Origin of the sequence: Jilunia laotingensis (assembly GCF_014385165.1) — a bacterium.
Taxonomy (GTDB): Bacteria; Bacteroidota; Bacteroidia; order Bacteroidales; family Bacteroidaceae; genus Bacteroides; species Bacteroides laotingensis.
This window is the reverse complement of record NZ_JACRTF010000001.1, coordinates 3281843-3303438: the sequence shown is the minus strand read 5'-3', so window position 1 is coordinate 3303438 and position 21596 is coordinate 3281843. Positions and strand designations below refer to the sequence as shown.

Genomic DNA, 21596 nt, shown 5'->3' with positions numbered 1-21596 from the left:
TTCCATCCGAGGAAAACAAATTTCCCTCGGAGGATAATCATTTTTCCTACGGGGATTGTTCATCCTGATCATCGAAAATGCACATGTCTTTATTTTAATATATATTTTATTGGTTCAAACTACCGTTCAAACTCCTTTTCGAGTTTCCTTCTTACCTTCTGATATACATCTCATTGCAAAGGAAGTGACCGTTCAAAGTACCGTTCAAGTTTTTACAGCTACTTTTCGTCTTCCAACGGCTTATATTGCAAGACGATATTCGGGTAAATCACGCCATCCAAGCAAGTAAATTGAGTCGAAAGAGTAAAATAGCGGAAGAAATCGGGATTGCGAAAGAAATAACCAGGAATAAGCCGGACATAATTCTCAGGCTGAGAGAGTACCTTACCCAAATCGGCCACAAGCATAAAATTATACATATCGGACAGACCGAATACGCTTGCTTTATAATCAACGTCTTCTTCAATAGTCTCTTTTTTCTCTAAATGATGAATGTAGAGAGTAAGACTTTCGGCATCGGACGACAACAGTAAATGATCTTTATATATACATGCATATGTATACAGTGAAGATTGAGTAATTCCCGTCAATTGGGCAAACAGCGTGTTGCGCGGCAATACATACAACATATAAGCCCGGGAAGGGGTATAACAAAATGCGACTGCAGGAACCGGAGGAGCATCTTTTTCATCCGGAGCGCTGTCAATCAAGATTTTAAGTTGGTGTTCGGACTGAATGGCATCCCATACAGGCAGGCTTGCTATAGCTGCCGGACAATCCGCTGTGTCATTACGTAAAAAAAGACAAGTCATAATATCATGCCGCCCATTTTCTTTTACATATTCGATGAATGCCTCATCACGTTCTTTAATATAATTAGAATAGGTCGCACGAGCATATTCCTGACTAGAGGTAAAGTCAAGCATTGCTTCAAGGTCACTTACCGAACGTCGACTGAAAAAGAAAGTAGACAGAGGCAACATATCACCCGGAAAGCCTTCTACCGGTTTTTGCTTGCGAAGCATGTTCATAAACGTCATACAGGTATCCGTGTCGTGACTTATCCCCGTAAAATAGACAACATCCCTGTCCAGCTTCATGTCAAACTCAGTCCATCCTCCTAACGAAGCATGCGAACGAATCCCATCGGTCAGTTTTCCCATGTCAAGCGATTGCATACGTGTGTAAATCGTAGCAGCCGCATTACTCTTCTTCGCCGCATGTACATTGGAAAAGAAAGGATCTTTCAATAAAGATTTACCGGACAAACGGGCATCGATAACCTGTTCAATCAACTTTTTCTGATAACTTACCACCAGAAAATCAGAAGTAAAATAACATGCCAGAAAATCATTATCAGGGAGTGGGTAGATACGTATCTCTTCTCCTTTGTATTCAAAAAGCTTGGAGGGAAATGAACTTGAACAATATTTCTTTATAAAATTTTCGACTAACACATAATCTCCGGAACCAAGCGTACAATAAAGTATTTGGTTACGGTCGTTATCCGGCTCATGAAAACTGAACAACATCTTATTCATCTGCCGGCTAAGCCCGTGCGGAGTTTCCTCGAGAAGAGCATTGAAATGTAATTTCAAATACGAAAACAACTTTGATATGTAAAGAAAGTGCCCTTCTTTACTACAGTCCAATTCACCGATTTCTTGTACCAGCCCCGCCATGTCATCCGTCTCAAAAACAGCTGTAGCTGTAGGCGGGACCAATGAATAGAGTTCAAATTCTTTCTGATTTTTCGCAGCCGAAAGTCTAAAGAACGAAAACACAACGAAACCTGTACACAAAAGCGCAACAGAGGTAGTGATCGCAATCTTTATTACGGTACGAAGTTTCATAATATATTGTTGTTTATCGGCTCTGGGCAAAAGTAACAAATTCCACAAAGAAACCAAAATTTCTGCTAAAATATTTCTAATCCATCCCAAGCGAAATGCACGTTCGGGGGCAAGAGCTTTTCTACTTCAGCCTGCAACCCGACATGATGACTCATGTGAATGAAATACGTCTCATTTGCTCCGATTCTCCGTGCTGCCATGAGAGCTTCTGTCAAACTCTGATGGGTAGGATGAGGAGTTATGCGAAGCGCATTCATCACCAGAACATCAAGATCACGTAATTGTTCATAAGATTCTTCAGGCATGGCCAACATATCTGTGACATAGCCGATATTCCCGATACGATACCCCAAAATAGGCAACCGTCCGTGCATCACCCGCAAAGGTGTCACCGGAGTATTATTTATGGAAAAAGTACGGTTCACATCGATCTCCCGCAAAGGGATGTTGGGCACTCCCGGATAGCTATGCTCCACAAAACAATAAGGCATCCGGCTACGTAGTTTTTCGGCCGTATACGATTCTGAATAAATGGGGATTTCTCCAAAACGGCAGAATGGTCGCAAATCATCCAGACCGCCTATATGGTCGTAATGTTCATGGGTTATCAAAACACCGTCGATTTTCCTAAAAGGCAGGTCAAGCATTTGTTCACGAAAATCGGGACCACAATCAATCAGTATCCGCGCATCATCCGTTTCCACCAAAGCCGAAGCACGCAAACGCCGGTCTCTCGGATCGGCAGACGTACAAACCGGACAGGTGCATCCTATTTCCGGTACCCCGGTAGAGGTACCGCTTCCTAATATTCTTATTTTCATAAATCAAACAATATTTACTTCAGGATGAATGTCAATACCGAATTTGTCACGGACGGAAGCACGAACCGCATCCGAAAGGGCAATAACGTCACTCCCCTTCGCTCCCCCGCGATTGACCAGCACCAAAGCCTGTTTATCATGTACTGCCGCAGGTCCGAGCGCTTTTCCTTTCCAACCGCACTGGTCGATCATCCAACCGGCAGGAATCTTTACCGTGCCGTTTGCTAGCTCATAAAAAGGTATACGCGGATATTCCTGTTGCAACGCTTCAAACTGCACACGGGGTACAATGGGGTTCATAAAGAAACTGCCGGCATTGCCTGTTACTTTCGGATCGGGAAGCTTACTCTCACGGATACCTATAATGACACGACGCATGACGGGTAGAGTCACTGCTGGGTAGTTCTCTAATTCCTGGCGAATGCTTCCATAATCCAATGTATAACTTTCTTTTTTGCTTAACCGGAAACATACATATGTGATAAAGACCTCTTTCATCTCCGGTTGCTTGAATATGCTCTTACGATAAGCATATCCACATTCATCCACGGAATAAACACGCTCCTCCCCGCGGATGTTCACCGTCTCAACTGATGTAATCAGATCTTTTACTTCCACACCATAAGCTCCGATATTCTGTACTGCGCTGGCTCCTACTTCACCGGGGATCAATGAAAGATTCTCAACACCATACCAGTCATGCTCCACACAATAAGATACGAAATCATCCCATTGGACTCCCGCACCGACACGTAACAGCACCTCTTCATCATTTTCCGAAAGAACTTCTATCCCCCCGATCAGTGAATGCAAAACCGTACCCGGATAGTCTTTTGTAAAAAGCAAATTACTTCCTCCTCCTATGTGGAGATAAGGCATAGTAATCAATTCTCTGGCAATCAATTCGTGGAGTTCTTCCACAGACCGGTATTCTAAAAAACAGGCAGCTTTAACATCAATGCCAAACGTATTGTGAGATAAAAGGGAATAATCTTCTTTTTTCATAATTCAGTTTATTTACTATCTGACTTTGTAGCGCACAAATTTAATCAATTTATTCTTCTGCTCCCATGAGTGCTAAGGTGAATTCGTAGACAAAACGACAAAAGCCTATCAAACGAAGATGCCATCTTGCTGGTAAGCAAGCATTTACTTTGTTTACCACCTCATAAAAAAATAAATAAAATACAACATCATACTTTTTAATAAAGAAGATAGTAAAAATGAAAGGAAGGCAGCGATCATATGCTAACATCCTCAAACTTGTAGAGTTCCCAATTGCCGGTAACATCTCTTCTGAAATAAAGGATATTAGAAAGTCCATTGCCAATCCCTTTTAAAGCAAGGATTTTATGAGAAGAGTCATCGGCATTCTTCTGTCCGTAATTGATATTCGACAAGCGGTCAGTCGGAAGTGAAGGTTTGAAAGCAAACCATTGATTCAAATCGAGTGTGGTTTCGAGTACGGCAAAATCATCATCCGGATCAGTCGTGACAAATGCCAAAGGTTGCGACACACGATGGCACTGAAATAAACTGTCCGTAGCAAACCGTCCAAAAAACTCCAGAAAATCCTCGTTCTCATTTTTTTCAATAGGTCGCAGATTGATGGCTTCCAATATCCATGCCCCCTTAATACGCTCAAAGTAGTATTTTTTCATCATGTGCGTCCGGATATATATCCATTCCACTTGCACGGAGGTCAAAGCGGTATCACCCACCAAATCCATATCTTCCTCCCGGTCGAATAGAAGAGTGTAATAGCTCTGCTTAGTAAACAGATCATCATGCTTCCAATATTTTTTTTCTATTTTCGAGGCTTCATTCCGGTTGTAATAGGACAACGGAAACTTAACACGTTGCCGCTGCAACGCATCATCGGAAGCAAAATTGTAAATAAAGTCATCAAAAGACTCATCCGCCTCTATAGGTACCGGTTCTTCCGGTGCTTTAATCTGGTGGAGTGTATCGGTCCGATGCCGAACCGAATCCACCTCGTTCGTAATAGCTGCAAAGGGGTTTATATCCGCCTTCTTGTTTCCACAGGAAGCTAGAAAAGCAAATAAGACAACCCCCGCTATAAGTTTTCTCATTATTTCAGTTTAGCTCTTAATTTCTCAAGCATATCCACCGTCATACTTTCCAGGTCATATTCCGGTTCCCACCCCCACTCTTTACGAGCGCAGGTGTCATCCAAGCTATCCGGCCAACTGTCAGCGATACGCTGCTTTAACGGGTCTACATCATAAACCATCTTGAAGTCGGGCACATGCTTGCGTATGGCTTCATAAATAGTCTCCGGATCAAAGCTCATGGAGGCGATATTGAAAGCATTGCGATGAACCAGCTTTTCAGGATCGGCTTCCATCAATGAGATGGCAGCATTCAATGCATCCGGCATGTACATCATATCCATAAGCGTACCTTTGGCAATAGGACATACAAACGTTTCACCTTTCACGGCAGAATAATATATATCAACTGCGTAATCCGTCGTTCCACCTCCCGGAGGAGTCACATTCGAGATAATTCCCGGGAAACGAACGGCACGGGTATCCACACCATATTTATTATGATAGTAGTCGCTCAGAAGTTCGGTAGTCACTTTCGTAACACCATACATCGTACGCGGACGCTGGATGGTATCCTGCGGAGTCTTCGTATGCGGGGTATCGGCTCCGAACGAACCGATGGAACTAGGGGTAAATACAGCACAACCGTGAATACGGGCCGTTTCCAGCACATTCCACAAACCGTCTATACCGATCTTCCACGCCAATTTGGGTTTCGACTCTGCTACAACAGACAACAAGGCAGCAAGGTTGTAGATCGTATCGATATTATACTCTTTTACCACAGATTCGATCATTCCCGCATCCGTCACATCAACGATCGCTGAAGGTCCCGATTCTTTCAATTCTCCTTTAGGCTCAGCACCCGGAATATATCCGGCCACTACATGTGTGTTCCCATAGCGTTTCCGCAATTCCATCGTGAGCTCCGATCCAATTTGTCCGGTGGCTCCAATTACCAAAATATTCTTCATTCTTCTAACTTGTGATTATAAGTTAACGAGTTATAAGATTAAACATCAGGTTACTAGCTATAAAACTACGAGCATTTTTGCCATTCTGAAAGATGCTCACAGTCCATAGCGTATATCCTTCAGCTAAATCCGCACAAAGTAAGCACTTTTTTTTTAATTTTTATATCAAAAAGATATTGTTTATTCCAATAAAAATCATGTCCTTTGCATAGAAACTAAAATCCAAAACGCTATGTACGGTAAAATGAAAGAACACCTCAGCAATACGCTTGCTGAAATTAAGGAAGCCGGACTCTATAAAGAAGAGCGACTGATTGAAAGTGCACAACAAGCTGCCATTAAAGTGAAAGGAAAAGAAGTGCTGAACTTTTGTGCGAATAACTACCTGGGACTCTCCAACAATCCCCGTTTGATAGAGGGTGCCAAGAAGATGATGGATCACCGTGGATACGGTATGTCTTCCGTCCGGTTTATCTGCGGAACACAGGATATCCACAAAGAACTCGAAGCTGCCATCTCTGACTATTTCCGAACAGAAGACACAATCCTGTATGCAGCTTGTTTCGATGCCAACGGTGGCGTTTTCGAACCGCTGTTCACCGAAGAGGATGCCATTATCTCCGATTCACTGAACCATGCTTCTATCATCGACGGTGTGCGCCTTTGCAAAGCAAAACGCTACCGCTATGCCAACGCCAACATGGAAGAACTGGAAAAATGCTTGCAAGAAGCACAAGCCCAGCGTTTCCGCATCGTTGTGACGGATGGCGTATTCTCAATGGACGGCAACGTGGCTCCGATGGATAAGATTTGCGCATTGGCAGAAAAGTATGATGCATTGGTCATGGTGGACGAATCGCACTCCGCAGGTGTTGTAGGCCCGACAGGACATGGCGTAAGCGAACTTTATAAGACATACGGACGTGTAGACCTTTACACGGGTACATTGGGTAAGGCATTCGGTGGTGCTATGGGTGGTTTTACCACAGGTCCCAAAGAAATTATCGACTTGTTGCGTCAACGCAGCCGTCCCTACCTGTTCTCCAATTCCGTAGCTCCTGCGGTTATTGGCGCCAGCATCGAAGTATTCAAAATGTTGAAAGAAAGCAATGCCCTTCATGACAAGTTGGTAGAAAACGTAAACTATTTCCGTGACAAGATGATTGCTGCCGGATTCGACATCAAACCGACCCAGAGCGCAATCTGTGCCGTAATGCTTTACGATGCAAAACTATCTCAGATTTATGCAGCCCGAATGCTTGAAGAGGGTATCTATGTAACCGGTTTCTACTACCCGGTGGTTCCGAAAGATCAGGCACGTATCCGCGTACAAATCTCTGCCGGACACGAAAAAGAACATCTTGACAAGTGTATCGAGGCTTTCATTAAAGTCGGTAAAGAATTAGGTGTATTGAAATAAACTTTTCAGGTTCTTTCATTGTTATAATAGCATTTAGCATGAATAACAATGGAAGAACTTACACTCACGACACCCGCCCTACTCTTTTCGGCAGTATCACTAATCTTACTGGCATATACAAACCGATTTCTATCGTATGCACAACTGGTTCGCCAATTGCGCGACCGTTACATGGAAGATCCTACGGATATCACTGTCGCCCAAATTGAAAATCTCCGCAAGCGCCTTAATTTAACCCGGACGATGCAGGGGCTCGGTATAGCAAGTCTTTTTTTCTGCGTGGTAAGTATGTTTCTTATTTATATCGGACTGCAATTGCTCTCTGCCTATATTTTCGGTCTGGCATTACTTCTTCTGATCGGCTCTTTGGGAGTTTCATTCCGGGAAATTCAAATATCCACCCGTTCGTTGGAAATCTACCTGAGCATCATGGAAAAAGGAAAATTCAAGAAATGACGTGACAAGGTAAAACTACCGTAAAACGGCTCCCCTTGCCAAGTTCCGACCATAGCTCAATGCTCCCGTGAGATTTCTCAACGATGACTTGACAAATGGAGAGCCCCAATCCTGTCCCCTGAGCAAACTCATTTTGCTTGTAAAAGCGGCTAAAGATAATGTGTTGTTCTTCCTTGGGAATTCCGATACCGGAATCCTCCACATAGATACGTACCTGATTTTCCTCAGGAACAAAACAATATCCCAATTTGATATATCCTTCCTTTGTAAATTTAGAAGCATTATTCAGGAAATTAGTCAATACCTGGGTCAACCGGTCATTATCCACTTCTATTTCCATAGGAGTGTCATCCCTCTCTTCAATAAATTCCAGATACGAAGGAATCAGCACTTTATGGGTCATATAAACTTTATCGACCAGTCCGGCTACATTACACTTCTCCATCTGAAACGTCATATTTCCAGATTCCATACGTGACAATTCGAGGATATCATTAATCAGTTTCAATAGCAATTCGCTATTTCGATTGATCGTATCTATGTATTCCGTTTTATCGGCTTCATCCAACTCATCTTCCATTGCCAGTATGTTTGAGAAGCCGACAATAGCATTAAGAGGAGTACGTATTTCATGGCTCATGTTTGCAAGAAACGATTGCTTCAATTCCGCCTTCTCTGCTAATCGGCGTGCATCTTCCAACTCCTGTTCCCGGTCTTTGATCTCTTGTATATTCAACAAAAGACCGGCCGTCTTAAGTTGTCCGTTAGCTAACTGCGTCGTGGTATATCGAAATTCCCACCATTGATATCCCTGACCATTAAAATCGCATTTGAGCCGCACAATCTTCTTTTTTGCCAACGCCAGATTTTTCTTGTTTATTTTGAATAACTCTTGATGGTCAGGATGAATATAATTTCTCAATTCATCGATATCGACTTTGCGCGTTTTTTTACCTAACCATTTCCAATAAGCATTTTCGAGAACAATGAGGTCATCCTGTAATTTCCATGCAAAAGTATTTCCACCTTCGATCGACAAGGCTAGTGTCTCTTTTTCATCCTCCAAAGCATAAAGAGCCATCTTCTTCCGCTTTTGTTCACGCCAATAAAGAAATGCCAGTGCGCTGATTATACTTCCCAACAAAACGACAATGAATACAATCAACGTCATCCATAATCCATTATACCGTTCTTTAAATGGCATGTTTATAATTTCATACTTTGCCGGAATAGCTTTTTTTGAAATATGCAATTGTTGCATTACATTCCAATCTATTTGATAAACCTTTTTACTTTCCCGAACGGGTATTGCTCCCGGTGAAGTACCATGCAAAATACCTACCGCTTCCCCTACTTCTTCACTTATTTGCACATTTAATGGAGTAATATATCCCCCCAATAATTTCTCTCCGTACCCAAATGCTTCATTTATCGCAGTTATACTGGGGCTGGCACATATATTACCAATATTTACAGTCGTAAAATCCCGCTTCAGTTGTACATAACACCTGTTTTCAACATATTTGCTAAGCAGCCAGATGAAACCACCGGGAGAAGCATCTACTACACGTGCCCGAATAGATTCAAAGTAAACATATCCCTCTTTTCTCATCGAATCCCTTTTCTGACGTTTAAACTCAAGATGAGCTAATCCAACTACTTTCCGACCTCTGAATTGCTCTTTCATATCGGCACGTATGGCCTGATCAAGATATGTATAATCAAGTATAGTGAAAAGCATTATATTCTTTCCAAGCAATTCCAGCCCGACATCCAACGTTTTATTGTAATCTATTTTATCATGAAAACCCGTCACATTGGGGTATTGCTTGATCAGTTCCCAATTCGGATAATTCACACCGGCAAAAACCACCGGGATTTGTTTTGGTAACGGATGCCCGCATTTTAGCAAAGAGTAAGTAGCCTGATCTTCATTAACTAAAATAATTTCGGGTTTCCAATCCCCTAAAGAATCAAGCAACATTCTCATTCTGTCCAGTTCTTCCTGTTCCTGATGACTTTCACAATCAAGATAGACTGTCCGTATATCCGCTTCAATCCCTTTATCCTTGAATGCTTTTTTTATCAGAATATTAAAATCAGGATATGCCGCATAACTATATTCGTAAGAATGGATTACCAATACCCGATGTTCTTCTTTCTCTGTACACCCGGAATTGATTAACACCAATAGTTGGAGTGTCATCAGATATATGAGGTTTAAATATATTTTATTCATAGACTTCATCAATTGAAAATATAACGTAAGCCAAACTGTATTTGCCAGCAGTTATCCGAAATACGATTAGGTATAAAGGTCTCCGCAGGCAAAGTCGGCACACCGTTATCCATTTGTGTCACCATCGTATAAACCGGTTCATTCGCATCACTCATTCCTCTGAAATTCAACAGTTTATTAGTACGTACACTCTTCGTGACTCCCCAAGAACTGTTCAACAGATTTCCAATATTCATCATATCCACAGTAAACTGCAATGTATTCATCGTCTTCCCAACCTTGACACGAAAATCCTGAGCCAGGCGAAGATCAAAGCGGTTCACCCAAGGCAAAAAAGCACCATTTGTCTCGGCATATTCTCCTTTATGTTCTTTCAAATAAGTATCCTGATCAATAAAAGCCCAAAAAGCATCTTGCTGCTCGGACGCAGTAAACGTCCGATCACCTACTTTTAAATCCTGAAAATTAAGCTCCGTTCGATCAACAGGAATATATAGCAAATCATAAACGTATCCGTCTCTATTCATATCATTACCATATAAATAGGAATATGAGTCGTATCGCTGTCCCGAATAGAAAAGTGAAATCATCGTTGCATAATTACGGGCATACCTGACAGCGTAAGAAACTTCCGCTATCATCCGATGAGGGGATTGGACATACTTTGAATTATGCAAAGTCAGATAATTGGCACCTTGTACAGAAGGTTCCTGTCGCCATGCACCATCAATCTGATTACTCGAATTATTCGAAAGTGAACGCGAACGGGTGTAAGTGTATGATGCCATAAGATTCAAATCTTTTACAGGCATCATATTCAGTACGGCATTCAAAGTATAACTATAACCTTTTCCTGTATTGGTCATCAACATGGCATCCGTAATCTCCTGATAGATATACTTTTCTGTTTTCCCGGGATAAAGAGCCCTATTATCGTTACCGGAAAAAACAGACATCTTCGGATCATCACGACCTATAACATTCATGTTTTTTTGCAAAATTGCATTGATATCTTTGATATAAATCCCTTCAAAGGTCATGTCCGCTTTGAAAGGTAAAGGCAACTGCCAGTCCAGTGCTAATGAAGTTTTCCAAACTTGAGGCATTTTGAACTTACGGTCAATTGTAATAATACTGTTTACAGCTCCCGGTTCCGTGAGAAAACGATCCGGAAAACGAGGCGCGATTTCCTGAAGAATTTGTTGTGGAGTACGAATCCCCCCCGCTAACGCAGCAAGTAGAGGATCTCCAAGTTTTGTAGTCGAAACGCTGGTTTGCAACATACCACTCCCTTCTTGCATTTTCGACAAGAATATCAAAGGAAAACGTCCGGTAAAGATACCTGTACCTCCCCGAAGCTTCAAGCGATTATTACCCAGCAAATCGTAATTAATCCCGATGCGAGGTGAAATCAATGGGGTTGCCTTCGGCCAATATGCCGTACTCAATTGAACACCGTTAAAATTATAACCTGTTATGGATGGATTTTCATACCGTTTATTCACATAAAAAGGAATATCCATACGCACTCCATAAACCAATTTCAGGCGAGAATTCACGTTATAATCATCCTGTACATACAAAGAAAACTGCTCATAATGCACCTCCGAAAGTGCCCGATCTTCTCCGGTAAGTGAGTATGTCAATGCAAAAGCAGTGGGTGCAGCCCGATTGACAAAATCATCACAACTGGCATAACGGTAATAGCCAGCACCATAACGCATGTAGCAATTAGAGACATACTGTGATTCGAAACTAATACCACCCGTCAATTGATGATTGCCTGCCTGCGCTGAAAAATGATCTGAAACGCTCCATACCCGCTCTTTAATCCCGTTTCCCCACGCATGTTGATCATAACCCGCATTCATAAATGGACGATCTATACCCTGCTCATCCGGTTTCATTATATCTACCGTGGGAAAATCTCCTTTACACTCCCGTTTGTTACCATCGTTAAAGGTATAACTCACTAGCAACTTATTATTCATCGAATGTCCCAAATGACTATTTAATTCCATAGTCAATGAACTGACATTATTGGACTGCTTCCACGTTGAATTACGAAAAGCCATGGAATAACGCCCCACAGGACTTCCGTTTACATCCAATGCCGCACCTACTACATTGTTATCTTTCTGTTGTGAAGTATAATTGTAGCGAAACATCAATCTGTTCCTATCCGAAATATTCCAATCGACACGTGCCATGGCACGATAAATGTTCATCCCCCCGCTGAAGTCAGTCCAAGAACCTGTATCATACCCATACATCCCTTTCAGATCTTGTGAGAAACAACGCATATCCGCATCCGTCACACGTGACACCCGATTTTCGACATCTTCATTTCCATCTGTCGAAAGTTTCCATTTATGGATAGGTGCCGGCTGGTTTTCATATTCGCCATTGACAAAAAAGAAAAGTTTATTTTTCAGAATCGGGCCACCCAAAGTAAATCCGTATATATTTCTTTTTTCTTCGGCTCTTTCACCAAGGTCTTCGCCATTTACCCGGTTTCCTCTCAAATGTTCGTTTTTAACATAAATATATGCCGAACCCCGAAGTTGGTTGGTTCCACTCTTTGTGACAGCGTTGACTGATGCACCGATGAAATTGGTCTGCCGGACATCATAAGGTGCTATACTTACTTGTACCTCCTCCAATGCGTCTAACGAAACAGGATTTCCACCCCCAGGCAAAACAGCACCATCCAATCCCATACTATAATTAAAATTAGCTCCATCAATGCTGTAATTATTCATCCGTTGGTCACGACCTCCGAAACCATTTCCATTCGCATAGGGAGATAACTTTGTGATATCACTGAAACTTCTGTTTATATTCGGAAGCGTCAGCATATCATCGGATGTAATGTGCGTAGATGCACCCGTTTTTTCACTGGCATATCTCGTCCGAACAGCTACTATAACCACTTCATCCAACTCGACAGATGGTTGTAGCGTAACATTACAGGAATATGTCTCAGCAAGCTGTAAATAGACATCAGCTATAGCGGCACTACCGTACCCTACATAAGATATTTCAATGCGATATGGACCGCCAGTCCGCAGTCCCTGTAAATAATAATTTCCATGAGTATTGGTTATCGTCCCATAGTGTGTTCCGGATGTTTCATGTATGGCAGTTATTGTAGCACCGGATAAAGGCTCTTCATTTTCATCAAGTACCAAACCACTTATAGCGGACGTCGTCACCTGTGACATGGCAAAAGTGCAACATGACAATAAGAGACAAAGGTTAACTAAGAATTTGCTCATGTCTTATTTATATTGTTTAATAAATGAACCTCCTCAGAGAGGTTTTGCTTTTCATATTCAGCATATGATGTTTGCCTGTTTGCTTATTTAGACTCCACAAAAATAAAAAATATAATATTACCAAAGGCCTTTTTTGTGGCAAATAACATAAAAAAAATCCCAGATGTAAACATCCGGGATTTTTTTGTATTTTGGATAATAATATCACCAAGTTATCAACGCTGGCCCAATTGCGAATCGAGGAAGAATATTCCAGCTTCACCGGCTTTCTTGATTCTATCAACCACCTCCAAAGCAGTAGCTTCTTCTTCCACCTGCTCACGAACAAATCCCCAAAGGAAATCTTGAGTCGCTTTATCTTTTTCCGCATGTGCCAAATCGACCAGATTGTCAATCAATTTGGATATATGACGTTCATGTTCATACACATGTTCGAATACTTCCAATGGAGTACCCCAACCGGTTGGAACTACGTCGATCTTATCTATTTTAGCAGTTCCATTACGTTTGATAATATAATCCGCCATCGTATAGGCGTGTTCCAGCTCTTCCTGAGACTGTTTCTTCATCCAATGGGCAAATCCGCTAAATCCCTCTTTAGCAAAATGAAAGGACATGGACAAGTACAAATTAGCAGACCACATTTCTGCTATAATCTGTTCATTAATTGCATTCTGTAATTTCTCTGAAATCATAATCGTTTGTATTTATTATATTGAGATAATTAAACTAATAACAAAAATAAGTTCCAGTTGTTCGATCATGAATATCTCTTTAAACTTAATTATATCAACTCTTCCGATGTATACCCCTTCGGTAATTCACGGCAATTATAGCCGGAAGCCATAATCTCTCCATAAGCACCTGCCGAACGAAGCGCTATCAAGTCTCCACGGTGAACTTTATTCAAATCGATCGCCTTACCGAACACGTCAGAAGATTCACAAATCGGACCTACGACGTCATATGCTTGTACAGGCTCTTCAGAAGTTATGTTCTCCATCTTATGGTAAGCCTGATAGAGGGCCGGACGGAGCAGATCTGTCATTCCGGCATCGAGAATAGCAAACTTCTTATTGGTTCCTTGCTTTACATAGAGAACTTTAGATATAAGCGTTCCACATTGTCCGACAACGGAACGTCCCAGTTCAAAATGTAAAGTCTGATAAGGCCGGAGCTTCAATTGTCCTGCAAAAGTAGCAAAATAGGCTTTAAAATCCGGGATCGCCTGACGGTTCGGGTGTTGATAGTCAATTCCCAAACCACCACCGACATTGATATGTTTCACAAAAATCTGGCGGGCTTCCAATTTGTCCTGCAATTCATTGACACGGTTGCAAAGGGCTATAAAATCACCCATATCGAGTATCTGCGAGCCGATATGGAAATGCAAGCCAATAAAATTTACATGATTCATTTCCTTGGCTGCATCGATCACCCCGTCCATGTCTTCCATACTGATACCAAACTTGTTTTCAGACAATCCGGTAGTAATCTTGGCATGTGTATGCGCTCCCACATCGGGATTGATACGAAATGCCACATTCGCCACTTTACCTTTGGAGGCAGCCAACTCATTTATTATTTCAAGTTCGGGAACTGACTCGACATTGAAACAGAAAATATCATAATCAAGCCCTAATTCAATCTCCCAATCTGCTTTACCCACTCCGGCAAAAACAATCTTTTGAGCAAGAAAACCTGCTTTAATGGCTGCACGTATCTCACCGCCACTCACACAATCGGCTCCCAATCCGCCTTCACGAATAATTGAAAGAACCTTCGGATTAGCATTTGCCTTCACAGCATAATGCACGTCAAAACGTCCATACCGGGCTACTTCTTTATTGATGACAGCCAGCGTGTCCCGAAGCACCTTGATATCGTAATAATAAAAAGGAGTCCGCAACTCACGGAACTTATCAATAGGGAATATTCCTTTCATAAACTATGCTATGTTTAAAAGTCTGTTTAAATTTCACTCCTGGTAAAAGCGCTCCAAATGTTTTGATGGTAATTTCTTACTTTCCATTGAATAACATATCACTCAGTGATTGCAACGCTGCTTTCTTGTCGCACTCGCGAATAAGGAAAGAAATGTTGTAATTGCTACCGCCGAATGAAATCATACGTACCGGGATTTCACGCATAGCATCGAGTGCTTTTGCTTCAAATCCGATATTCTCCCATTCCAGGTCACCGACCACACAGATAATACACATATTCTTATCAACAGTGACCGTACCGTACTTCTTAAGGTCATCCAGGATTTCGTTCAAATGTTTAGTGTTATCGATAGAAACCGATACGCCCACTTCAGATGTACAAATCATATCGATGGATGTCTGGTAACTTTCGAATATCTCGAATACCTTACGCAAGAAGCCGTGCGCCAACAACATACGGCTGGATTTGATCTTTATGGCAGTGATGTTTTCTTTAGCAGCCACAGCTTTGATCTTGCCCTTCTCCGAATCATTTGAAATAAGAGTTCCCGGAGCTTCCGGATCCATCGTATTCAACAGACGAACAGGAATATTTGCATATTTGGCAGGCTGGATGCAAGTAGGATGCAGGATTTTAGCACCGAAATAGGCCAGCTCGGCAGCTTCCTCGAATTGCAACTGCCGCACCGGAGCTGTTTTGTCCACAATACGCGGGTCATTGTTATGCATACCATCAATATCCGTCCATATCTGGATTTCAGAAGCATTGACGGCAGCACCGATCAAGGATGCTGTATAGTCGCTGCCTCCACGTTGGAGATTGTCAATCTCACCATAAGCATTCCGGCAGATAAAGCCTTGTGTAATATAGATTTCGGCATCCGGATAAAGCTCTAACTGTGCAAGCAATTTCTCCTTAATATAGATAGGATCGGGTTCTGCATTTTTATCAGTACGCATGTATTCTAAAGCCGGAAGCAATACGGACTTCACTCCACACTCCTGGAGGTAGAAATTTACCATAGCGGTAGAAATCAGTTCACCCTGTGCCAGCACCACTTTCTCCTCAAACAAGGTAAAGAGATCTTTCGTATACGAACGAATGTAGTCGAAATGAGATTTGACAACTTCCAGACCTTTCTGTTTATATTCCGGAGTGGCGTAAAGCTCGTCAACATGCTGTTTATATTTTGATTCCAGCTGATTGATAATCTCGTTGGCACCTTCCGGATTCTTCTTGTACAGATAGTCGGAAATCTCTACCAATGTATTTGTCGTACCTGCCATAGCCGAAAGGACAACAATCTTTCTTTCACCATCGGTAATCAATTTGGCTACTTCCTTCATCCGCTTTGCAGACCCTACGGAAGTTCCTCCAAACTTTAAAACTTTCATTTTCGTTACTGTGTTAAAATTAGTATGTATATTAATTATTTATCTTTTGAAAATTCATGGGTCACATCTGTAATATGATGCTCGGCACAACGGTAAACACGACCGGGAAATTGATTCAGGATGTGCAGGTTATGTGTGGTCATCACCACAGACGAACCTGATTCACAAATCCCGTGCAAGAGTTCCACGATAGCCCTTCCGGTTTCCACATCGAGATTGCCTGTCGGCTCGTCTGCCAGAATAATAGCAGGAGAATTGAGTACGGCACGTGCTATGACGATGCGTTGCTGTTCACCTCCCGAAAGTTCATTGGGTAGTTTATATCCTTTGTTGCTCATGCCCACCAATTGAAGCACCTCTTCAATCCGGTCTTTGATCTCTTGCTTATTCTTCCAGCCGGTAGCCCGGAGAACGAACTCGAGATTGTTGTATACCGTTCGGTCGGTCAGCAACTGGAAATCCTGGAAAACAATGCCGAGCTTCCGTCTTAATTGCGGGATATACTTGCGTTTGATCGTTCGCATATTATACCCTAACACTTCAGCTTCGCCATCCACCACATCAAGTTCGCCATAGAAGGTTTTCAAAAGGCTCGTTTTGCCGGAACCCACTTTCCCTATCAGATAGACAAATTCTCCCTTTTGCAATTCCAACGTAACATCACTCAACACACAGAGGTCTTGCTGATGAATCTCTACTTTATTATATTTAATCAGTGCTTCGTCCATGAGTCACTATGTCTTATCTGCAATTCACGTGCCAGATCTTCAATGCGATATCCTTTTGATGTCAACAGCACAATGAGATGATATAACAAATCGGATCCTTCATAAATCAGACGTTCGTCCGTACCGTTGGTCGCTTCAATAACTGTTTCTACAGCTTCTTCACCGACTTTCTGGGCAATCTTGTTAATACCGGACTCGAACAGGCTGGTGGTATAAGATTTTTCGGGCATGTCCTGATGACGTTTGTCTATAAAGTCCTGAAGCAATTTAAGAAACATGACCGGTTCTTCGTTCTTTTCCCCCCAGCAAGTATCCGTACCGGTATGGCAAACCGGACCGGCAGGATTCACCTGGATCAATAACGTATCATTGTCACAATCCGCCTTGACAGAAACTACATGAAGAAAATTTCCACTCTCCTCTCCTTTTGTCCAAAGACGGTTCTTTGTACGGCTGAAAAAAGTCACTTTCCCGGTTTCCACGGTCTTTTCATATGCTTCCTTATTCATAAAACCAAGCATCAACACTTTACGGGTGTCGTTATCTTGTATGATGGCGGGAACAAGCCCGTTCATTTTTCTGAAATCCAATTCCATTTATATACTATTTTTCTATTTTTATTCCTCAATCAGATTCTCACCGTTATTCCTTGGGCGCAAAGATACGATTTTAAATCGGGAATTTTAATTTCTCCGAAATGAAAAACGCTGGCTGCCAGTGCCGCATCCGCTTTGCCTGAAGTAAAAGCATCCCGGAAATGCTCCATCGTACCCGCTCCACCGGACGCAATGATAGGTATAGATAATTGACCGGACAATTCCGCAAGTGCTTCATTGGCAAACCCGGCTTTTACCCCGTCGTGGTTCATACTGGTAAAAAGTATCTCTCCCGCTCCACGCTCCTGGGCCTCTTTAGCCCATGCCAGCAGTTCTTTATCGGTCTCGATACGTCCCCCGTTCAGATAACATTTCCAACCTTTCTCCGTTTGTCTGGCATCTACAGCCAGCACACAGACCTGCGAACCGAAATGCTTGGCAATATCGTCTATCAGCCGGGGATTGCGGATGGCAGCGGAATTAATGGAAATCTTATCCGCTCCGGCATTCAAGAGACGATCCACATCGGACAGTTCATTGATTCCACCTCCGACCGTAAAAGGAATGCTGATATTGACAGCAATGCGCCTGACCAATTCCGTAAAAGTCTTCCGGCCTTCATGGCTGGCAGTGATATCGAGAAAGGTCAACTCATCTGCCCCTTGCTCGCTGTATGTTCGTCCCAGTTCGACCGGATCTCCAGCGTGGCGTAGGTTCACGAAATTCATACCTTTCACGGTTTGTCCGTCTTTTATGTCAAGACAGGGTATAATTCTTTTTGCTAACACAATGCACTAGAGTTTACAATTAAAAATCCTATAAAAACGTCCGAAGATCTTTCAGAGTGATATGACCTTCATAAAGAGCTTTGCCAAAAATCACAGCAGGTACACCTGCCTCGTGTAAAGCTTCGATATCATTCACACTGCTCACTCCACCGCTTGCTATCAAATAAAGAGTAGGGTATTGTTCAAGAATCTCCTTATACAATTCAACAGACGGCCCTTTCAACATACCATCACAGCTAATATCCGTACAAATCACCTTCTCAACTCCCTTGGCAATATATTCTTTCAAGAAAGGAGAAAGTTCGCACGCACTTTCATCTTTCCAACCGTTGACCGCAATTTTATGATCCTTCACATCGGCACCGAGAATAATCTTTTGACTCCCGTAACGATCCAACCAACGGGTGAATAAATCGGGATTTTTCACGGCAATGCTTCCCCCGGTCACCATCTGCGCTCCACTCTCAAAAGCAATCAGCAGGTCTTCATCGCTTTTTACTCCTCCACCGAAATCAATAAGTAGGGAAGTACGTGATGCGATCTGTTCCAAAGTACGATAATTCACCACATGGTGTGAAGCAGCCCCATCAAGGTCGACTACATGCAGACGGCGAATCCCGTTGGCTTCAAATTCTTTGGCCACTTCCACAGGATTCTCATTATATACTTTTTTACTGTCATAATCTCCTTGTGAAAGCCTGACACACTTTCCATCAATAATGTCTATAGCCGGAATAAGTTCTATCATTTGCAATATTTTTATTTTGTCAGCTGACTGTTCCTTTACATAACGATTCTGTTTCTTTCGTATCAGAATTTATATAGAACAAACAGTTATACTGAATTTTCCTCAATTTAATCCCCGTCCGGAATACGATCTATTACAATTCCAGAAAGTTCTTTAAAATCCTTTCCCCGGTACTCCCACTCTTTTCCGGATGGAACTGGGTAGCATAAAAATTATCTTTATGCAACGCAGCACTAAAAGGATGGATATAAGCTGTCTCTGCAATAGTAAATTCGCATACAGGCACATAGAAACTATGCACAAAATAAACGAACTCTTCGGCTAAGCACCCTTTAAAAAGATCACTTTTCACATTTCCAATCGTATTCCACCCCATGTGCGGCACTTTATCTTCCTGTTGTCGTGGGACAAAACGTTTCACAGCCGTATCGAAGATACTCAGACAGTCTACCCCTCCTTCTTCCGAATAACGACACATCAGTTGCATTCCCAAACAGATGCCTAATACCGGCTGACGAAGATTCTTGATAAACAAATCCATCCCATTACTTTTCAGATGCTGCATCGTCGTCTCAGCCTCACCCACTCCGGGAAATATAACCTTATCAGCCGATTTCAATATTTCCTTGTCATCCGTGATCACGGCTTCCACTCCCAAGCGTTTCAGCGCGTAGTCCACGGAACGGATATTACCGGCATTGTATTTGATAACTGCTACTTTCAATGTTATGATTCTAATTAACTAAATATTACCGTTTTATTCTTATATGCCAACACTTTCCGTTCAATATGCTTTTGTACGGCACGCGACAGCACAATCTTCTCCAAGTCCTTCCCCTTATTTACCAAATCCTGGATAGAATCTTTATGTGTGATACGCACCACATCCTGCTCGATAATAGGTCCGGCATCCAATTCCGTAGTCACATAATGACTGGTAGCACCGATGATCTTCACCCCACGTTCAAAAGCCGCATGATAGGGTTTTGCCCCTACAAAAGCGGGTAAAAAAGAGTGATGGATATTGATGATTTTATTCGGATAAGCCTGAATCATCTGTTCTGAAATCACCTGCATGTAACGGGCCAATACTATAAAAGTGATCTTATGCTTGGCAAGTAGTTCCATTTCCAACCGTTCCTGTTCCTCCTTTGTTTCTTTTGTAATAGGGAAAAGATAAAATGGAATGCCAAATCGTTCGGCTACATGTTGCAGATCAGGATGGTTACTGACTATAAGCGGTATTTCCACATTCCATTCTCCTGCCGTATAGCGAGCCAGCATATCAAAGAGGCAATGCGACATTTTCGACACAAAAATAGCCATTCGTGGCTTTACGTCCGAAAAATAGAGGCGGAAATGCATATCATACTTCTGTGCATATAGTGTTGCAAAATAATCTTCTATCTTTTCCTTAGGAATCAGAAAACCTTCCAATTCCCACTCGATACGCATGAAGAAAATATCCTCCACATGATCCACATGCTGATCCAGATAGATAATATTTCCCTTGTTTACAGTGATAAAGTCAGTCACCTCGGCAAGAATTCCCGGTTTGTCAGGACAGTGCAATAACAGTTTGGCTGTTGTCATCATTTTATGTTACTAATTTACAAATTCAAACGGCATAGTTTCACCATCTGCGATTTTAGCAGGCAAAAATAGCGAATTATTGCAAAATAGCGAATAATTAGAGCAAAAAGTTTATTTTAAAAGCTAAAATTATAACAGATAGAAAGAATAAAACAGCTTCCGCCCCTTCTCTCCCATCCTACTTCTTCACTTTTCCAACTTTCCTTTCTCCTGATTTTTTTTCATATAGAAATTACTCAGTATGAACAACTAAGCATAATTCACACTTTTTTATTCGCAAAAAATATATCAAAACTATTGCAGATTCCACAAAAACAACTACCTTTGCACCCGCAATCGAGAGAGAAAGCTGATTAAGAAAATGAAATTCTGGTGCGCTAGTTCAGTTGGTTAGAATACATGCCTGTCACGCATGGGGTCACGAGTTCGAGCCTCGTGCGCACCGCTTCTTAAAAGAGGAAAAGAATAAAAGCTTAATCAAAATAAAATTTGGTGCGCTAGTTCAGTTGGTTAGAATACATGCCTGTCACGCATGGGGTCACGAGTTCGAGCCTCGTGCGCACCGCAAATACATTATTGAAAATAAGTAAAACAGTTCTAAATTCTAATTTAGAACTGTTTTTTTGTTGTACCTCATGAATATTGATACCCATAAAAAAGCTCCCGTTTCATGTTCCTTGGAACATGAA

General features: G+C 42.0%; 18 protein-coding genes and 2 tRNA genes. 4 read left to right on the top strand and 16 right to left on the bottom strand.

All coding sequences use genetic code 11. The annotated features are described in order from the left end of the window. Positions 1 to 218: 218 nt before the first annotated feature. The 5 genes from H8744_RS12600 to H8744_RS12580 all read right to left on the bottom strand — a co-directional run bounded on the left by H8744_RS12600 (position 219) and on the right by H8744_RS12580 (position 5720). Positions 219 to 1853 (bottom strand): DUF3352 domain-containing protein, encoded by a 1635-nt coding sequence (locus H8744_RS12600; protein WP_262435167.1) that lies wholly within the window; start codon positions 1851 to 1853, stop codon positions 219 to 221. 65 nt (positions 1854 to 1918) lie between these two features. Continuing rightward, positions 1919 to 2674: an MBL fold metallo-hydrolase gene (locus H8744_RS12595; protein WP_262435166.1), complete on the bottom strand. Its 756-nt coding sequence runs from the start codon at positions 2672 to 2674 to the stop codon at positions 1919 to 1921. A gap of 3 nt (positions 2675 to 2677) precedes the next feature. Next, the gene (gene murB, locus H8744_RS12590; protein WP_262435165.1) at positions 2678 to 3679 is read right to left on the bottom strand and encodes a UDP-N-acetylmuramate dehydrogenase; all 1002 of its coding nucleotides are present in this window, start codon (positions 3677 to 3679) and stop codon (positions 2678 to 2680) included. 236 nt (positions 3680 to 3915) lie between these two features. Continuing rightward, positions 3916 to 4767, bottom strand: a complete 852-nt coding sequence (locus H8744_RS12585; RefSeq protein ID WP_262435164.1) for a DUF4348 domain-containing protein — start codon at positions 4765 to 4767, stop codon at positions 3916 to 3918. Then, on the bottom strand, positions 4767 to 5720 hold the full coding sequence (locus H8744_RS12580; protein ID WP_262435163.1) for an NAD-dependent epimerase/dehydratase family protein: 954 nt from the start codon (positions 5718 to 5720) through the stop codon (positions 4767 to 4769). The genes H8744_RS12585 and H8744_RS12580 overlap by 1 nt, the downstream gene beginning before the upstream one ends. A 232-nt stretch (positions 5721 to 5952) precedes the next feature. Here H8744_RS12580 and kbl point away from each other — a divergent pair, with 232 nt between their 5' ends. Both kbl and H8744_RS12570 read left to right on the top strand, forming a co-directional pair. Next, positions 5953 to 7140 carry a glycine C-acetyltransferase gene (gene kbl, locus H8744_RS12575; RefSeq protein WP_262435162.1) on the top strand — a complete coding sequence of 396 codons (1188 nt, stop codon included), beginning with the start codon at positions 5953 to 5955 and terminating at the stop codon, positions 7138 to 7140. A gap of 48 nt (positions 7141 to 7188) precedes the next feature. Further along, on the top strand, positions 7189 to 7596 hold the full coding sequence (locus tag H8744_RS12570; protein ID WP_262435161.1) for a DUF2721 domain-containing protein: 408 nt from the start codon (positions 7189 to 7191) through the stop codon (positions 7594 to 7596). On the opposite strand, the gene H8744_RS12565 is transcribed toward H8744_RS12570, so the two are convergent. The 11 genes from H8744_RS12565 to purU form a co-directional block, all read right to left on the bottom strand. After that, positions 7586 to 9835, bottom strand: coding sequence for a sensor histidine kinase (locus H8744_RS12565; RefSeq protein ID WP_262435160.1), 2250 nt, complete (start codon positions 9833 to 9835; stop codon positions 7586 to 7588). The genes H8744_RS12570 and H8744_RS12565 overlap by 11 nt on opposite strands. A gap of 8 nt (positions 9836 to 9843) precedes the next feature. Continuing rightward, positions 9844 to 13113, bottom strand: coding sequence for a TonB-dependent receptor (locus H8744_RS12560; RefSeq protein ID WP_262435159.1), 3270 nt, complete (start codon positions 13111 to 13113; stop codon positions 9844 to 9846). 215 nt (positions 13114 to 13328) lie between these two features. Then, positions 13329 to 13808, bottom strand: a complete 480-nt coding sequence (locus tag H8744_RS12555) for a ferritin (RefSeq protein WP_262435158.1) — start codon at positions 13806 to 13808, stop codon at positions 13329 to 13331. Between the two features lie 89 nt (positions 13809 to 13897). After that, positions 13898 to 15058 (bottom strand): diaminopimelate decarboxylase, encoded by a 1161-nt coding sequence (gene lysA, locus H8744_RS12550; RefSeq protein ID WP_262435157.1) that lies wholly within the window; start codon positions 15056 to 15058, stop codon positions 13898 to 13900. A gap of 76 nt (positions 15059 to 15134) precedes the next feature. Further along, positions 15135 to 16454, bottom strand: a complete 1320-nt coding sequence (locus H8744_RS12545; RefSeq protein ID WP_262435156.1) for an aspartate kinase — start codon at positions 16452 to 16454, stop codon at positions 15135 to 15137. 35 nt (positions 16455 to 16489) lie between these two features. After that, positions 16490 to 17182 carry a cell division ATP-binding protein FtsE gene (locus H8744_RS12540; protein ID WP_262435155.1) on the bottom strand — a complete coding sequence of 231 codons (693 nt, stop codon included), beginning with the start codon at positions 17180 to 17182 and terminating at the stop codon, positions 16490 to 16492. Continuing rightward, positions 17167 to 17778: a bifunctional phosphoribosyl-AMP cyclohydrolase/phosphoribosyl-ATP diphosphatase HisIE gene (gene hisIE / locus H8744_RS12535; RefSeq protein WP_262435154.1), complete on the bottom strand. Its 612-nt coding sequence runs from the start codon at positions 17776 to 17778 to the stop codon at positions 17167 to 17169. The genes H8744_RS12540 and hisIE overlap by 16 nt, the downstream gene beginning before the upstream one ends. A 32-nt stretch (positions 17779 to 17810) precedes the next feature. After that, positions 17811 to 18566 (bottom strand): imidazole glycerol phosphate synthase subunit HisF, encoded by a 756-nt coding sequence (gene hisF, locus H8744_RS12530; protein WP_262435153.1) that lies wholly within the window; start codon positions 18564 to 18566, stop codon positions 17811 to 17813. 28 nt (positions 18567 to 18594) lie between these two features. Then, positions 18595 to 19314: a 1-(5-phosphoribosyl)-5-[(5-phosphoribosylamino)methylideneamino]imidazole-4-carboxamide isomerase gene (gene hisA / locus H8744_RS12525; protein WP_262435152.1), complete on the bottom strand. Its 720-nt coding sequence runs from the start codon at positions 19312 to 19314 to the stop codon at positions 18595 to 18597. A gap of 133 nt (positions 19315 to 19447) precedes the next feature. After that, a complete protein-coding gene (gene hisH / locus H8744_RS12520; protein WP_262435151.1) occupies positions 19448 to 20038 on the bottom strand; it encodes an imidazole glycerol phosphate synthase subunit HisH in 591 nt (196 codons plus the stop codon). Between the two features lie 14 nt (positions 20039 to 20052). Beyond that, on the bottom strand, positions 20053 to 20910 hold the full coding sequence (purU, locus tag H8744_RS12515; protein WP_262435150.1) for a formyltetrahydrofolate deformylase: 858 nt from the start codon (positions 20908 to 20910) through the stop codon (positions 20053 to 20055). Between the two features lie 368 nt (positions 20911 to 21278). Between purU and H8744_RS12510 the strand changes: the two genes are divergently transcribed. Continuing rightward, positions 21279 to 21352: transfer RNA gene (locus H8744_RS12510), tRNA-Asp, on the top strand. A gap of 46 nt (positions 21353 to 21398) precedes the next feature. After that, positions 21399 to 21472: transfer RNA gene (locus tag H8744_RS12505), tRNA-Asp, on the top strand. The last annotated feature ends 124 nt before the right edge of the window (positions 21473 to 21596 follow it).

Excerpts from the sequence above, each read along its gene's own strand:
- H8744_RS12600 (WP_262435167.1), bottom strand. The coding sequence starts at position 1,853 with ATGAAACTTCGTACCGTAATAAAGATTGCGATCACTACCTCTGTTGCG.
- H8744_RS12595 (WP_262435166.1), bottom strand. The coding sequence starts at position 2,674 with ATGAAAATAAGAATATTAGGAAGCGGTACCTCTACCGGGGTACCGGAA.
- murB (WP_262435165.1), bottom strand. The coding sequence starts at position 3,679 with ATGAAAAAAGAAGATTATTCCCTTTTATCTCACAATACGTTTGGCATT.
- H8744_RS12585 (WP_262435164.1), bottom strand. The coding sequence starts at position 4,767 with ATGAGAAAACTTATAGCGGGGGTTGTCTTATTTGCTTTTCTAGCTTCC.
- H8744_RS12580 (WP_262435163.1), bottom strand. The coding sequence starts at position 5,720 with ATGAAGAATATTTTGGTAATTGGAGCCACCGGACAAATTGGATCGGAG.
- kbl (WP_262435162.1), top strand. The coding sequence starts at position 5,953 with ATGTACGGTAAAATGAAAGAACACCTCAGCAATACGCTTGCTGAAATT.
- H8744_RS12570 (WP_262435161.1), top strand. The coding sequence starts at position 7,189 with ATGGAAGAACTTACACTCACGACACCCGCCCTACTCTTTTCGGCAGTA.
- H8744_RS12565 (WP_262435160.1), bottom strand. The coding sequence starts at position 9,835 with ATGAATAAAATATATTTAAACCTCATATATCTGATGACACTCCAACTA.
- H8744_RS12560 (WP_262435159.1), bottom strand. The coding sequence starts at position 13,113 with ATGAGCAAATTCTTAGTTAACCTTTGTCTCTTATTGTCATGTTGCACT.
- H8744_RS12555 (WP_262435158.1), bottom strand. The coding sequence starts at position 13,808 with ATGATTTCAGAGAAATTACAGAATGCAATTAATGAACAGATTATAGCA.
- lysA (WP_262435157.1), bottom strand. The coding sequence starts at position 15,058 with ATGAAAGGAATATTCCCTATTGATAAGTTCCGTGAGTTGCGGACTCCT.
- H8744_RS12545 (WP_262435156.1), bottom strand. The coding sequence starts at position 16,454 with ATGAAAGTTTTAAAGTTTGGAGGAACTTCCGTAGGGTCTGCAAAGCGG.
- H8744_RS12540 (WP_262435155.1), bottom strand. The coding sequence starts at position 17,182 with ATGGACGAAGCACTGATTAAATATAATAAAGTAGAGATTCATCAGCAA.
- hisIE (WP_262435154.1), bottom strand. The coding sequence starts at position 17,778 with ATGGAATTGGATTTCAGAAAAATGAACGGGCTTGTTCCCGCCATCATA.
- hisA (WP_262435152.1), bottom strand. The coding sequence starts at position 19,314 with ATGATAGAACTTATTCCGGCTATAGACATTATTGATGGAAAGTGTGTC.
- purU (WP_262435150.1), bottom strand. The coding sequence starts at position 20,910 with ATGATGACAACAGCCAAACTGTTATTGCACTGTCCTGACAAACCGGGA.